The sequence below is a fragment of the Hoyosella sp. YIM 151337 genome (assembly GCF_026041215.1).
GTDB lineage: Bacteria > Actinomycetota > Actinomycetes > Mycobacteriales > Mycobacteriaceae > Hoyosella.
Genome location: NZ_JAPEIQ010000006.1, coordinates 243,180 through 256,744 on the forward strand (window position 1 = coordinate 243,180; position 13,565 = coordinate 256,744).

17 protein-coding genes are annotated in these 13,565 nt (G+C 63.9%); 9 read left to right on the plus strand and 8 right to left on the minus strand.

Annotation, left to right across the window (positions count from 1 at the left end; genetic code table 11):
• Positions 1 to 13: 13 nt before the first annotated feature.
• The 3 genes from ONR57_RS02550 to ONR57_RS02560 form a co-directional block, all read right to left on the minus strand.
• On the minus strand, positions 14 to 706 hold the full coding sequence (locus ONR57_RS02550; RefSeq protein WP_265121299.1) for a hypothetical protein: 693 nt from the start codon (positions 704 to 706) through the stop codon (positions 14 to 16).
• Positions 707 to 830: 124 nt separating this feature from the next.
• On the minus strand, positions 831 to 953 hold the full coding sequence (gene ykgO / locus ONR57_RS02555; RefSeq protein ID WP_265121300.1) for a type B 50S ribosomal protein L36: 123 nt from the start codon (positions 951 to 953) through the stop codon (positions 831 to 833).
• Positions 954 to 1,011: 58 nt separating this feature from the next.
• Positions 1,012 to 1,587, minus strand: a complete 576-nt coding sequence (locus ONR57_RS02560; protein ID WP_265121301.1) for an NAD(P)H-dependent oxidoreductase — start codon at positions 1,585 to 1,587, stop codon at positions 1,012 to 1,014.
• 141 nt (positions 1,588 to 1,728) lie between these two features.
• Between ONR57_RS02560 and ONR57_RS02565 the strand changes: the two genes are divergently transcribed.
• The 3 genes from ONR57_RS02565 (at position 1,729) to nadE (ending at position 3,788) form a co-directional block, all read left to right on the plus strand.
• Positions 1,729 to 2,349 (plus strand): TetR/AcrR family transcriptional regulator, encoded by a 621-nt coding sequence (locus tag ONR57_RS02565; protein WP_265121302.1) that lies wholly within the window; start codon positions 1,729 to 1,731, stop codon positions 2,347 to 2,349.
• Between the two features lie 84 nt (positions 2,350 to 2,433).
• Positions 2,434 to 2,910 (plus strand): MarR family winged helix-turn-helix transcriptional regulator, encoded by a 477-nt coding sequence (locus ONR57_RS02570; protein WP_265121303.1) that lies wholly within the window; start codon positions 2,434 to 2,436, stop codon positions 2,908 to 2,910.
• A gap of 32 nt (positions 2,911 to 2,942) precedes the next feature.
• Positions 2,943 to 3,788, plus strand: a complete 846-nt coding sequence (gene nadE, locus ONR57_RS02575; protein WP_265121304.1) for an ammonia-dependent NAD(+) synthetase — start codon at positions 2,943 to 2,945, stop codon at positions 3,786 to 3,788.
• On the opposite strand, the gene ONR57_RS02580 is transcribed toward nadE, so the two are convergent.
• A complete protein-coding gene (locus tag ONR57_RS02580; protein WP_265121305.1) occupies positions 3,735 to 4,235 on the minus strand; it encodes a vitamin K epoxide reductase family protein in 501 nt (166 codons plus the stop codon). The two genes, nadE and ONR57_RS02580, sit on opposite strands and share 54 nt — an antisense overlap.
• Positions 4,228 to 4,977, minus strand: a complete 750-nt coding sequence (locus tag ONR57_RS02585; RefSeq protein ID WP_265121306.1) for an alpha/beta fold hydrolase — start codon at positions 4,975 to 4,977, stop codon at positions 4,228 to 4,230. Before ONR57_RS02585 ends, ONR57_RS02580 begins: the two co-directional genes overlap by 8 nt.
• Positions 4,978 to 5,057: 80 nt before the next feature.
• Between ONR57_RS02585 and ONR57_RS02590 the strand changes: the two genes are divergently transcribed.
• Entirely contained in the window at positions 5,058 to 6,143 is a 1,086-nt protein-coding gene (locus tag ONR57_RS02590; protein ID WP_265121307.1) for a NaeI family type II restriction endonuclease, read from the plus strand.
• Here ONR57_RS02590 and ONR57_RS02595 read toward each other — a convergent pair.
• Positions 6,127 to 7,110: a DNA cytosine methyltransferase gene (locus tag ONR57_RS02595; protein WP_279347400.1), complete on the minus strand. Its 984-nt coding sequence runs from the start codon at positions 7,108 to 7,110 to the stop codon at positions 6,127 to 6,129. The genes ONR57_RS02590 and ONR57_RS02595 overlap by 17 nt on opposite strands.
• 260 nt (positions 7,111 to 7,370) lie before the next feature.
• On the opposite strand from ONR57_RS02595, the gene ONR57_RS02600 reads away from it, so the two are divergent.
• From ONR57_RS02600 to ONR57_RS02620, 5 genes are all read left to right on the plus strand, one after another.
• Positions 7,371 to 8,804, plus strand: a complete 1,434-nt coding sequence (locus ONR57_RS02600) for a threonine/serine exporter ThrE family protein (protein WP_265121309.1) — start codon at positions 7,371 to 7,373, stop codon at positions 8,802 to 8,804.
• Between the two features lie 94 nt (positions 8,805 to 8,898).
• Positions 8,899 to 9,822 carry an alpha/beta fold hydrolase gene (locus tag ONR57_RS02605; protein WP_374116373.1) on the plus strand — a complete coding sequence of 308 codons (924 nt, stop codon included), beginning with the start codon at positions 8,899 to 8,901 and terminating at the stop codon, positions 9,820 to 9,822.
• A gap of 40 nt (positions 9,823 to 9,862) precedes the next feature.
• Positions 9,863 to 10,327, plus strand: coding sequence for a very short patch repair endonuclease (locus ONR57_RS02610; protein ID WP_265121311.1), 465 nt, complete (start codon positions 9,863 to 9,865; stop codon positions 10,325 to 10,327).
• 39 nt (positions 10,328 to 10,366) lie between these two features.
• Positions 10,367 to 10,741, plus strand: coding sequence for a hypothetical protein (locus tag ONR57_RS02615; RefSeq protein WP_265121312.1), 375 nt, complete (start codon positions 10,367 to 10,369; stop codon positions 10,739 to 10,741).
• A 6-nt stretch (positions 10,742 to 10,747) separates the two neighbouring features.
• A complete protein-coding gene (locus ONR57_RS02620; protein WP_265121313.1) occupies positions 10,748 to 11,821 on the plus strand; it encodes a sorbosone dehydrogenase family protein in 1,074 nt (357 codons plus the stop codon).
• A gap of 5 nt (positions 11,822 to 11,826) precedes the next feature.
• On the opposite strand, the gene ONR57_RS02625 is transcribed toward ONR57_RS02620, so the two are convergent.
• On the minus strand, positions 11,827 to 12,414 hold the full coding sequence (locus tag ONR57_RS02625) for a hypothetical protein (RefSeq protein ID WP_265121314.1): 588 nt from the start codon (positions 12,412 to 12,414) through the stop codon (positions 11,827 to 11,829).
• A gap of 32 nt (positions 12,415 to 12,446) precedes the next feature.
• On the minus strand, positions 12,447 to 13,544 hold the full coding sequence (locus ONR57_RS02630) for a bifunctional 2-polyprenyl-6-hydroxyphenol methylase/3-demethylubiquinol 3-O-methyltransferase UbiG (protein ID WP_265121315.1): 1,098 nt from the start codon (positions 13,542 to 13,544) through the stop codon (positions 12,447 to 12,449).
• Positions 13,545 to 13,565: the final 21 nt, after the last annotated feature.

Here is a 13,565-nt window from a genome sequence, read left to right on the forward strand (position 1 = left end):
ACCGGTGCGGTGATCAGCCGCCAGCATAGTCCGGGTTTTGCGCCAGGTACGCGTCGGCCTTGATCTTCAGGGACGTGGAGACGCCCGAGTTCGGCAAACTAGCGCGCACATTCACGACGGTATTGAAGGCGCCGAGCGGCCCGGCGCCGGTAACCGCGGGCACCCTGAAGTTGGAGGCCGCGACGTTCACGTTCCCAATCGCAATCACGCTGGACGGAACCCCGTCGCGCTTGAGAATCGGGATGTAGTCGTCACCCTCAATGCGCTGCATACGCACAGTGAGTGGCGCGCTTGGAGTTCCGATGTAGCACTCGCCGCCCACGAGTGGGTTCTGCACATGAATGCGCAGGAACAGGGTGAGATCAAACGCGAGCAGGTCGTTGATGACAAGGGGCTTCACAGCCTGCACCTGTGCCGTCACGTTGCCCATTGAACCTAGTGCCCGCGAGACGGCACCCACACCGGTGACACCGCCGGGGACAGCGAGCGCCTTGCCGTAGATGCCGTGACTGCCGTCCGACGGCGCGACAAACGCCCCATCCTGCACGCCGCCGCTAATCTTCAGGCCCCCGTCGCTGATCGGGACGACGAAGTTGGCGCTGCGGAACTCGCCGCCCCGAATGAGCACTGTCAAGCAGTGCTGCGCGCTTGGTGAGCTCGCGACGAACCCAGGGAAGGCGGGTCTTGCCGTCTTAGATGTGGTCACAGGTGACTCCTCGCCGCTTGCCGCTGCGCGGTAGCTGGTGTCAGCGTTGCTGATTCATTCTGTCTACCGCACAGCGGCGGCAACCGCGCGAAGTTAAGTCACACTATAACTACGACCTGGGCGGTCAGCCCTGCCGAGCCTTGAATCGTGGCTCCTTCTTGTTAATCACGAACACCTTGCCCCGGCGCTTGACGACCTGAGCACCTGGCTTGTTCTTCAGTGACCGCAGTGATTTGCGGACCTTCATGGCTGCCTCCTAGCTACACGATAATGATTTTCACTATAGCTAGCAGCGCGCAATCTTCCTAAGCGACGAGGGCGACGTCGCCAGCCAGAGTCTCGATCGCGTGACGAATCTGTGCCACCACCTCGGCGTCAGCCCCTGGTCGCACCTCCGCGAAGCGCTGGTAGGCACCGCCAATGGAGACCGAAACCCCCTCGACAACTTTGCCCCCGGCGATTCCAACCGACTTGCGAGCGTCGTCATGCGCCCAGGTGCCGCCATACTGACCGGCCGCGATCCCAGCGACTGCAACGGGCTTGTCCTTGATCGCACCCTCCCCGAAAGGACGAGACAGCCAGTCAATTGCGTTCTTGAGGACCGCGGGCAGGGTGCCGTTGTATTCGGGCGTCACCAGGAAAAGCGCATCCGCACGCTCAACCGCACTTCGGAGTTCCGCGGCAGGCTGCGGCAACTCAGTGGGGCTATCGATGTCTTCGGAGTAAAACGGCACCGAACCGAGGCCCTCGACTATTTCGACTTGCACACCGGCAGGCGCGTTCGCCACCGCCAGTTCCGCCAGCTCCCTGTTCAAGGATCCGCCGCGAAGGCTGCCAACAAGTACTGCCACCTTTGCGGTCTTCCCGTTGTTCGTTCCCATACTGCCCTCCAGTGCTTGCGTCAATCGGCTGCGGCAGTGCCGCTCACATACAGTTCAAACCGGACCGTGGTCCGCTTAATTCCAGCGCGCACGTATAGTGGCAATCGTCACACCACTGGATGCGCGGTTACGATGCCCTCGATGACGAATCCGCGTCCCGACCCCGTCGGCATAAACTTCGCGCCAGGCCCTCCGATAGCGCGGGCAGATGCGGTGCGCAACCGAGAACGTCTCATCTGCAGCGCTCGGGAGATCGTCCGCACGGAGGGCGCCGCAGCGCTCACCATGGAGCGGCTCGCGCAGCACGCAGGCGTGGGCAAAGGGACGGTATTCCGGCGATTCGGCAGCCGTTCCGGGCTTATGTTCGCCCTCCTCGACGAGGCTGAGAAAGAAATCCAGCACGGGTATCTCTTTGGCCCGCCACCACTTGGTCCCGGTGCGCCGCCGCTTGATCGCCTGCTTGCATACGGAGAGGCGCGATTGCGGTTTCTTCTCGAGCACGGCGACTTGCAACTGCAAGCGGAGCGAGAACCGTTCGAGTCATTCCGGGCCCCGCCTCGCATCGTCGAACACACCCATGTGACGAATCTCTTGACCGAGGCCCAGGTGACGATTGACCCACGTTTGCTCGCCTACTCGCTTCTCAGCTGCCTCGCCACGCCCAATGTGCTTTATCAGCATCACTCACAAGGTATTTCCCTTGATGATCTCGTGGCCGCATGGGAATACCTCGTGATACGGAGCGTCGCCCCCGGGCGGTGAATACCGCCCACGGGACTGTGGCTACCGCCACAAGCTTTTGTGCGAGCAAGGACTTCACGATCGTGAAGCCTTAACATTCTCGGTATGGCGGACGACCCCGGGCTCTTTAACGACCCCAGAATCACGCTGATGGGCCTCTTCGTTGAGGCGCACGGTGCGCTTACCGCGCGAACAGCAAGTCAGATCAGCGAGCATGAACTCGCACCCGCGGAGTTCGAGGCATTGCTGCGCCTGAGCCGTAGCGCGGAGCGCAGTCTCCGCATGTCCGATCTTGCCGCGCAAGCGGGGCTCACCAACAGTGGGGCGACTCGCCTCGTCGATCGCCTCGAATCACGTGGCCTCCTGACGCGGGAAACTAGCCCCGATGACCGGCGCGGAACCACAGCCGTTATCACTGACAAGGGCATCGACAAGGTCTTGGAGGTCCTGCCAGGACACCTCACGATCGTGCAGGATGCTTTCCTCGATGGCGTCCCAGCCGACGTGCGCGCGCCATTTTTCGAGGCGCTACGGGCAATCCGCGACCATCTCCGGCCAGATGCAGAGCGCGACGCTCGCTGACTCAGCGGGGACCCCAAGTATTGTGGGTCCTCATGGACGGTCTGCGTGAAGCTATCCGGCGTGAACTGCGGGTCACACCCGAAATCGACCCTGCCTCTGAGATCCGGCGCCGAGTCGATTTTCTGAAGAACTACCTCGCCACGACCGGTACTGAAGGCTTCGTCCTGGGGATAAGCGGCGGACAGGACAGCGCACTCGCCGGCAAACTGTGTCAGATTGCGGTATCCGAGCTGCGCACCGACGGCGCTGTGGCGCGGTTCGTCGCCGTGCGGCTGCCGTACGGCGTCCAGGCAGACGAGTCCGACGCCCAAGTGGCGATCGACTTCATCGAGCCTGACCACACGGTGACAGTGAACATCAAAGCGGGCACCGACTCGATCACAGCGGAAACGTCCCAAGCTTTAGCCAGCGTCCAAAGCGCGGACAGCGCCACCGGCATCAGCGACTTCGTGCGCGGCAATATCAAGGCGCGCAAGCGCATGATCGCCCAATACGCACTTGCGGGCCAGCTCAGGATGCTCGTGGCCGGTACCGATCATGCGGCCGAGGCCATCACCGGATTCTTCACCAAATTCGGCGACGGCGGCGCCGACGTCATGCCCCTCGCGGGGCTGACCAAAAGGCAAGGCAAACAGCTACTTCAGGCGCTCGGCTCGCCCGAGAGCATCTGGCAAAAGGTCCCGACCGCAGATCTCGAAGACGGCCGTCCCGCGCTTCCCGACGAGGCGGCGCTCGGCGTGACCTATGAGGAGATCGACAACTATCTCGAGGGCGGTGACGTGAGCGCTGCGGCCGCGCAGCGACTCGAGTCCCTATACCTGGCGTCACGGCACAAGCGGACCGTCCCGGTCACACCGTTCGACGACTGGTGGCTTTAGCGCCGCTAACCTCACCGCGCCAGTTATGACCAGCGGCATGGCGGCCCACACCACCATGCAATAGGGGCACAAAGCCTCTAGCACAACGGTGCTTTGATACACCAGCCACACCGCGAACCCGGTTGCGGCGATCACTCCGGCAAGGTGGACCCACGCCACCGACCGTGGTATCCGCACCTGCCCCAGCGCGAGCACGCCCACCGCTGCCACTAGTGGGAAGCCCGCAAGGCCGAGATACGTATTCGGGAAACCGAACACCTCGGCCTGCCAGGACAGCAGCACTCGCCCGCACGAGAATGCTGCGCCCAAGTCACATACGGGCACGTATCCGGGGTCACTGAACATGCGGATGCGCTCGAGGGTCAGCAGGACTGCTGCCGCGAAGCCCGCTGCTCCCCCAGCAATCAGCAGTGATCCGGTGACGCGCGCACCAGGCCTTCTACGCATCCGTGGCCCGCACGAATTCAAGCACTTCGGCGTTGCAGCGCTCGGGATGGTCGAAGGGAATCTCGTGTTTCGCCCCAGGGATAATCTCAAGACGTGCACCTGGCAGCGAACGGGCGATCAGTTCTGTGTGCGCTGTCCGAACGACATCCCGTTCTCCCGCGATTACCAGCGCCGGGACGTGCGTGCGCCGCAGCCTGACCGGGTCGAGGTGCGGATGATTCGTCATCAGTGTCACACGCGCCAGAGCTGGGGCTGCGCGCCGGGTGCCGCGGGCCAGGACAGCAAGTGCAGCGCGCTGAACCGCCAGCACAGCCCGCGTCCATGCGTGCAGCCCGGTGGGATCGAGGTTTGCCCCCACAACCACGGCGGAACGTACCCGCTGCGGGTGGTCACTAATGAGCTGCAGCACGATGTTGCCGCCATCGCTGTATCCGAAAAAGTGTGCCGAACGGACCTTCAGTTCGTCCAGCACGGCCAGAACGTCGCTGGCGAACAGCGGGAAATCCCACGGGACCGTGCCGTGGCTTGACCTGCCGTGACCACGAGTGTCGATCGCGATCACGCGATAGTGTTCAGCGAAGGCGCCGATTTGCTGATCAAGTGAGCGCAGGTCTTCGCCATTGCCATGCAACAGAACCAGGGGTGCACTCGAATCCCGGCCGTACGTCTCGAAGTGGATGTGTGCGTCTCCGGTCCGTACGTGCCCGGACGCCACCGGGCCGCCTGACTCCGCGTTTCCCATTACGGTCCTGGCCTCCTGCTCGCTTTACACGCTTCGCACCGCGTCTCAACCTGACGGCGCGCCGGCATTACAGTGACGGGGTGCACGACGACTCTAGTTTCCTGCCTCTTGGTGCTGCTGCGCACGTCGGCGCACCGGGCACGCACCAGGCGGACGCACTATTCGATTTGGAGGAGCTCGGCGCACACCCCTTTAGTACAGGAGTCCCCGATCCGGTCGTCGATGAGATAGCGGCGGCGCTCCGGCGCGCTGATCCGCGGGGTGAGCGATTCGCCGCCGTTTTCCGGGCAACCTTCGATCAGTTGTACGACGGTCAGCACACTGGACGATACTGCTGGGACCAGTTGTACAAGACAGAGAAGACGCATTTCGGCACGCTGATCGAGATCAACTTGCGCCGCGAGTTCGGTGATGTGCTGCACGATGGCGAGCTACTCGACTACAAGGTCCGCGGCCACGATGTTGACTGCAAGTTCTCGCAGCGCTCCGGCGGCTGGATGCTGCCGCCGGAGGCTATCGGGCACGTGATTCTCGCGTGCACGGCGAGCGACCAGGCGGGCACGTGGAGTGTCGGCGTCGTCCGTGCCCGGCCCGAGACGTGTCGGCTGAGTGTGAACCGCGACGGCAAGACCGCGCTGACTCCCGCCGGCGTAGCGGGAATCGTCTGGCTGCACCAGGACGCCGAATTGCCCCCGAACGTCTTGCTCCGGGTGGACCCCGCAGTGGTGACTGGCATTTTCGCCTTCCCTACCGGCCAGCAGCGCGTCAACGAACTGTTCCGCAGAGTCACTAATCGCCGGATCGGACGCAACACGGTGGCTACCGTGGCGGAGCAGGATGACTACATGAAGCGGGTGCGCGCGAACGGTGGCGCCCGCTCCACGCTGCAGGCAGAAGGCATCGTGATCACTGGCGGAGATTATGTTGCGCACCGCGCGATTGCTCGTGCCCTTGGCGCAGAGGTACCGCAGCCCGGCGAGTTCGTAAGCATCCGGGTTGTTCCCGCGCTGCCTACCGATGCGGCCCCGACCGCTGAGATCGAAGGTTCGCTATGGCGTCAGGCACGCACGGGCGAAGCGGCGGTGACTGCTGCGCCAACGCTGCCTGCCGCCCGCCGCGACGTAGCCGCGGCACGCTTGGATGACCTCCTCATCCCGCTGCTTTGACCACACGTAGCGCGTGGCGGCGCGGAACGCTGCCCCGTGCGCCCGCCAGCATCCGGCTGATCGACGCGCCGATCGCCGCGGCAACCGGCGGTGGGAAGGCATTGCCAATCTGCCGGTACGCGGCGGTCTTGCGCCCGAAGAATTGCCACTCCGGTGGGAAGCCCTGCAGCGCAGCCACCATCTCGAGTGTGAGTCTCGGCGTGAAGTCGGCCGGGGTCTCAGCGCCGGGCGGAGCATCAGCGATGCCCTTACCGTCCACGCCGAGTGCTAACCAGCTGGCGCGAGCACGCGTGGGCCCAAGATCTGGCCCGCCGTGTTTGCGCGACCCCCCGACGATCGTCGGGCCGATCCCCTTGGCTCCTCCTGCCCAGCGGCGCGCTCCAGACCACCCGTCTCGCGCCATCAAGGGATACAGCGTTTCGCCGACCGTGGGCGGCGTTCCTTTCGCGCCCGGCCACTCGAAACGTCGCATATGGCGCCGTTTGGCAGCCACGAGAATGAACCGCGGCCGAAGTTGCGGAACCCCGAACTCCGAGGCGTTAAGAACCTGCCAGTCGGCGTCGTACCCCAGGGAATCGAGCCGCTCGAGGATTGACTGCCGGTAGGGAGCGAACCGCGCGCTGGAAAGCCCGCGAACATTCTCGAGCAACACAGCGGCAGGCCGCGCCTGCGCTACAAGCCGAAGTGCCTCCGGAAAGAGGTCACGCTCATCGTCCGCGCCGAGTTGGTGCCCCGCGATCGAGAACGGCGGACAGGGCACTCCGCCCGCCAGCAGATCGATCCCGCGGAAATCACGGCCCCGAACCTCCCGTACGTCACCCTCGTGGATCTTCCAGTCCGGCCGGTTGAGCCGCAACGTTTCACAGGGCTCGGGCTCGATCTCGACAGCGAGCTCATGCCGGAACCCAGCGGTCTCAAGTCCGAGTGACTGCCCGCCTGCTCCAGCGCAGATCTCCAAGCACGTCAACTCCTCCGTCACCGGTTCCTCCAATGCCCGCCGCCTGATTGTCGTCTCGCACCGTACGGTATCGGTCTGACAAGTTTTGCTCCTGCGCAACACACCAGGTTCAGTATGTGAAGCGACCACCCCCACATCGCACTCCGGAACGGGACTCGCCATCATGGAAGAAGAACGGTTCACTAGCTGTTGCGAGTTGGGTGGCTGCAGAGCTGCAGCACTTGCCTCAACAATCACGCCACATTCCGCGAGAGGGGACGTAATCCAGCATGAGCAGGTGGTCGCAGCGCCTCACGTCGATGCTGTTCGGCGAACGCGCACAACCAGCGACTATCGACACCGCGGCGTTGCCAGCGATCCTCCCGCTGCAACCGATCGATCTCACCGATGACGCTGCGGTAACCGAAACACTGGACCTCGCTGTCCGCGTCGGCGCCGTCCTGCTGGACTCAGGGACCGGAGCGATAGACACGCAAACCCAGATCCAGTTCGTCGCCTCGACCTACGGCCTCGAGCAATGTGAAGTCGATGTGACTTACAACTCGATCTTCATCACCGCGCATCGCGGCGCCGCTATGCCTCCGGCGACCACGATGCGCGTGGTGCACCACCGCTCCCTGGATTTCTCCCGGCTCTCCGCCGTCGACCGGCTGCTCCGGCGGATGCGCAATCGCGCGCTGACACCGGCGCAGGCGCACCGGATTCTCGACACGATCGTGTCCGCGCCGCACCCATATCCGCGCTGGGTGGCGGGACTTGGCTGGTCTGGGCTCGCCGCGGCGGTGGCTGTGCTGCTCGGCGCCGGACCGGTGATCGCAATCGTTGCGTTTCTGACAACCGTGGTGATCTACCGGACCAACCTCGCGCTCAACAAGCTCGGCCTGCCGTTGTTCTTCCAGCAAGTGGTGGGCGGAATCATCGCGACGATCCCGGCGCCGATCATGTACGCGCTGAGCGGCCCCCTCGGTATTACCGTGCACCCCTCGCAGATTGTGGCAACCGGGATCGTCGTGCTTCTTGCCGGGCTCTCGCTCGTCGGCTCCGTGCAAGACGCCATCACCGGAGCGCCAATTACTGCGTCGGCACGTCTTCTCGAGGTCGTGATGATGACCGCCGGCATCATCACCGGTGTCGCGCTGACCTTGCAAGTGAGCCAGCAGCTTGGCGCTGAGCTGCCGATGATCGGGACCACCCTGGTACAGGGCTTCACCCGCATGCCGGTGCAGATACTGGCGGGTGCGGTCGCCGCAATGTCGTTCGCACTCGCGAGTTATGCGGAGCGGCGCGCGCTGACAGCGGCAGCGCTGGGCGGCGCCGCGGGGATGGCAACCTTCCTCATCACCGTCAACGCGCAAGCAGGCACTCTCGCAGCCGCTGGCACAGCAGCGATTCTCGTGGGCTTCGCGGGTGGTCTCGTTGCTCGCCGCGCGCTGGTACCACCCCTGGTCGTCGCGGTGGCGGGAATCACCCCGCTCCTGCCAGGCCTCTCGATCTACCGCGGTCTGTATGGGCTGGTCGCAGATGACCGGTTTGAGGGAATAGCTAACCTCGCCAACGCGCTCGCGATCGGTGTGGCACTCGCGGCGGGTGTCGTGCTCGGCGAGTGGATGGCGCGCACACTGCGCCGTCCACAGTTGCCATTCCGCCCCGTGGTGGTCTCGACGCGCTTCCTGCCCCGCCCGTGGGCCCGTTCGAACACTTAGCGAACAGTGACAACGAACATTGACACAGTAATGATTGGTATACTCTGCCGAATTGCAACACCTGGGCGAACTGGAGAGTCGTATGATCAGCGCCGTGGACGTTCAACGGAGAACTGTCACCAACGGTGACGTATCGCTGGCAGTTTTCGAAACGGGAAATCTGGCTGGCGAGACGATCGTGCTGGTGCATGGCTGGCCAGACACGCACGACCTGTGGCGCTATGTCGTACCGGGCCTCGCTGATCGGTTCCGTGTTGTCATGTATGACACGCGCGGCGCCGGCGAGAGTTCCGCACCGACAAGCGCATCAGAGTATGAACTGGCGAAACTTGCATCTGACTTCAATGCCGTTGTCGACGCGGTGAGCCCGGGCCGGCCAGTGCATGTCCTGGCCCACGATTGGGGCGGCGTGGAGGTGTGGGAAGCGATCTGCCACCCCGAGGGCGCCGAGCGGGTTTCCTCATTCACGGTAACGTCCGGCCCAAATCTCGACATCCTCGGCTACTGGGTGCGTGATCGCATCAAGCGCCCCACCATACGAAACCTTGCTGGTCCGCTGGAACAGGGGCTGGCGTCGTACTATACGTACCTGTTTCATCTCCCCCTGCTCCCTGAGGCTTTCCTCCGGACGGTGATGGCCCGCAACTGGCCACGTTTTCTGGGGCTTTTCGACGGCATGGATCCGGCCCGGGTCGTTCCTGCCGCGACATTAGCGACAGACATGGCCAATGGCGTCAAGCGCTACCGGGCGAACATCACTTCACGGCTGGTTCGGCCCGCACCCCGCCCCACAAACGTCCCGGTACAGGTGATCGTCAACGAGCGCGATCGCGCGGTCCGGCCTGCGGGCTACGACGATTACGGGAAGTTCGCGTCGGCGCTGTGGCGGCGCACAATCGACGCCGGACACTGGTCACCGATATCGAGCCCGGACGAACTGGTGGAAGCCACGATCACCTTCATCGACGTGCTTGGCGGTGCCGAGTGCCCGGACGTCCTCGAACGTGTCCAGGACTGAACCTTTCTGACAACTCGCGCGCCGTGGCAGGGTGGAGGCCATGACGCGCGCTGCCGACTTCACACCGCCGACTCCCGGCCGGTCGCGCAACATGGCGGCAATCAAGCGGTCAGGGACCGAGCCGGAGCGATTGGTGCGCTCCGCTTTGCACCGGCAGGGTTACCGCTTCCGCAAAGATCTCCCCCTGCGGGAGGGCGGGATGCTCATTCGCCCCGACATCGTGTTCACGCGCGCGCGAGTGGCGGTCTTTATCGACGGCTGCTTCTGGCATAGCTGTCCCGAGCACGGCGCCGCACCACGCACCAATAGCACGTACTGGAATCCAAAGCTTGCTGGTAACGCGGCCCGAGACCGCCGCCAGACCCTGGCGCTGCAAGCATCCGGATGGATGGTTTTGCGCATCTGGGAGCACGACTCCGTGGAAGCAGCCTGTGCCGCGATTGTCGCGGCGCTTCGCTCCCAACGAACACGGACCATTCCGGCACCATCAGCTGAGGGATCGTGACAGGGTGGAGACGTAGTTGACTTCGAGAGGGGTGAGAGGATGAACGCTCCCCAGGAGACGGCCCTGGATGATGCGATCGCCACTGCAGAAGAGAAGACCGAGAATACGTCGTCTCCCACGGCGAAGACGCTGGGTAAGGCGGCGGTCGCAGGTCTCACAATCGCCCGCGGCCCAGCCGGAATCGGACTCCTGGCAGCACAGCGTCTGCGCGCACGGCGCAAGGCACGCCACACGGATGCTCCGGCACGCAAGCAACGCTCTAAGAAGGCCCGCGTTCTGCGCGGCACCCTCTGGGTGACGAGCGCGGCCGGATTGGCTGGCCTTGCTGCATATATGGCGAAGCATTGGGACGAACTCTCCGAAGGTGGTCCCGATTCACCGCAGATCGGCCTCGGCTACGACACGCAAACGTAAGGATCGATGAGCAGCCCCGCTTGGCGGACCGCGGCCACTACCTGCGCGGTGGCCGCGGCGCTAGCGGGTTGTGCGCAACAAGCCACACCGCCGCCCGCGGAGGACACCAGCATGGCGGTCACGGTGATCGCCGAGGACCTCGCGGTGCCGTGGGATGTCGATTTTCTGCCCAGCGGTGAAGCGCTGGTTACCGAACGCGACGCTGGCCGGGTGCTGCAACTCGGAGACGGCGGAGCGGCTTTTGAGCTTGCAGCAATCCCCGAGGTAGACAACAGCGGCGAAGGCGGATTGATGGGAATCGCCGTGTCCCCCGACTTCGCGGAGGATAATCATGTCTTTGTCTATTACACGACGGCGGCCGATAACCGGATCGTTCGGTACACATACGAGCACACACGCCCAGCCCTCACCGCACCGCAACCGGTCCTCACCGGCATTCCCGCGGCCCGGATCCACAATGGAGGCGCTCTGACATTCGGCCCGGACAGCTACCTGTACGCCTCGACAGGCGATGCGACGGAGCAGCAGAGCGCACAAGACCCAGAGTCGCTCGCGGGGAAAATACTCCGGATGACAGCAGATGGCGAACCAGCTTCCGGAAACCCGGGTGACTCAGTGGTGTGGAGCCTGGGACACCGCAACGTTCAGGGGCTCGCGTTCGACTCACAGAATCGGTTGTGGGCCTCAGAATTCGGCGCTAGCGCGTGGGATGAACTCAATCTGATCGAGCCTGGCGCGAATTATGGGTGGCCCGAAGTCGAGGGTATCGGCGACGACGACCGCTTCGTCGATCCGGCACATGTCTGGCGGCCAGCGGAAGCATCACCCGCGGGGCTCGCCATCGTCGACGACGTGCTGTACATGGCAGCCCTGCGCGGCAACCGATTATGGGAAATTCCCATCACCGACGCCGCGACTGGCGCAACCGGCGAGCCGCGCTCATTTCTCGGTGAATACGGCCGACTCCGGGCCGCGGTCACCGGGCCGGACGGCGAACTGTGGGTATCAACGAGTAACCGGGACGGTCGCGGACGTCCCGAGCCTGGCGACGACCGCATTGTGTCGGTGCGCCCGGGCTGATCGGCTCAGTACTCGGCCGCGTCGATCATCGGGCCCAGATCCACGTCACGTGCCTTTTGCACATGCGGTTTCGCGACTTCCTCTTTGATGTACTTGGCGACGAATCGCTTCACTTCGTTCTCCATCCCCGAAACGATCTGAAGCACGCTCGACGCGAGACCCTCGGCGCGAATGTCGACCGCGACATCACTGCGGTGCGGCGGTTCAACTTCAATGATCGCGCGCAGCGGTTTCGCTGCTCGTGCCGTGAGCTTAAGATCGACGGCGACGTCGGCCCGAAATCTATGAACCGTCCCCGTCAGCCGCACCACGAATCTCAGGTCGACCGGGATATGAAGATTGAACCGAAGTGGTTCGTCCTCCGAGATGCGCGACACCACTGGGTCATTCACGACACCGTGGGCCGTTACTTTTGCGATGCGCCCTGGACCGGCGCCGATCGGCCCGAATTCGATGGGCGCTCCGGTTATTCCGGATACCGCCGACAGAATCCGTTCATAGGAGATCGCGCGATGGAAGAACGCGAGACCGAAGTCCGCGTAGGAAAAATACTCTGTAGCCGCACCGCTCTGTGCGTCCTGCTTTGCGCTCACAGTTACTGAACATACTCCGGCCTGTTCGCCGGCTAGCCGTGAACTAGCCGGTAGAACCTGAAGAAGTCGTTCTCGATGTCGAGGATCTCGATTCCGGCGAACCCCGCAGCTCGCGCGTACTCTTCAAGTTTCGCTGGCCGCATCACCGTCCCAGTGCCCACAGATGGCTGGTGTGACATGCCGTCAGCGAGGCAGCAGAGCACACTGTAGCTGTACATGATCTGCTCGATGTCGTCTCCGGGCGCAGTGAACTCGGGTGCGACACGCTCATCCATAATCAGGACTGTCCCGTCCGGGCGGACGAGCCTCCGCATCTCGGCGAGGACGCTGATGGGATCGGACATGTCGTGTATACACTCGAACGCGCACACCAGGTCATAGCTTGCGCTGGCAGCGGGCATAGCCGCGGTGAAGCTCACACGATCGCTCACCCCGTGCAACTGTGCGTTATTCCGGGCCGCCGCAACCGATGGTTCATCAACGTCGACGCCATCCACCGTTGCCGCTGGGTACGCGGTGGCGATCCCGATTGACGACCAGCCGTAACCGCAGCCGATATCAGCCACCCGGCCGCCTGTGCGCAGTGCCTCGTCGACTTCAGGCAGGGCCGGGAGGTATTCGCTGCCCAGCGGCCCCAGGAACAACGGCCGGTTGATCGCTGCTTGACCTTCACGGGCGTCATTTCCGAGACGGTCCCAACTCACACCCGTGCCGTGCCGGTAGGCGTCGGCGAGATCGTCGAGGTGCCGTGCGCTCGCCGCGAATATTTGCGCGATTGGGGTGAGGTAATTGAGGGAGTCGGCATTCGCGAGCACATCAGCGTGGGCAGCGGGCAACGTGTATCGGCGCGCATCCGGTTCTGCACGCACATTATCGACGCGGAGGTAGCCGCACACTGCCTGCTGCTCGAGCCATTCGCGGGCATAGCGTGGATGTGTGCCTGAGCGCTGCGCGAGTTCCGCGGCCGTGCAGGCGGCTCCAGTGGCCAGGATGGTGTAGTAGCCGAGCTTCGCGCCCAGGTGCATTGCTTGGGTGGTCGCCGCCCCGAGGAGGGCGTGGAAAACTCGTTCGGCGAACGCCTCAGAGGTTTCCGAAATCGCACTTGTGTCGTGGGTCTGCTCGATGGTCATGGTTCCGCCTCTCTGCGTGGC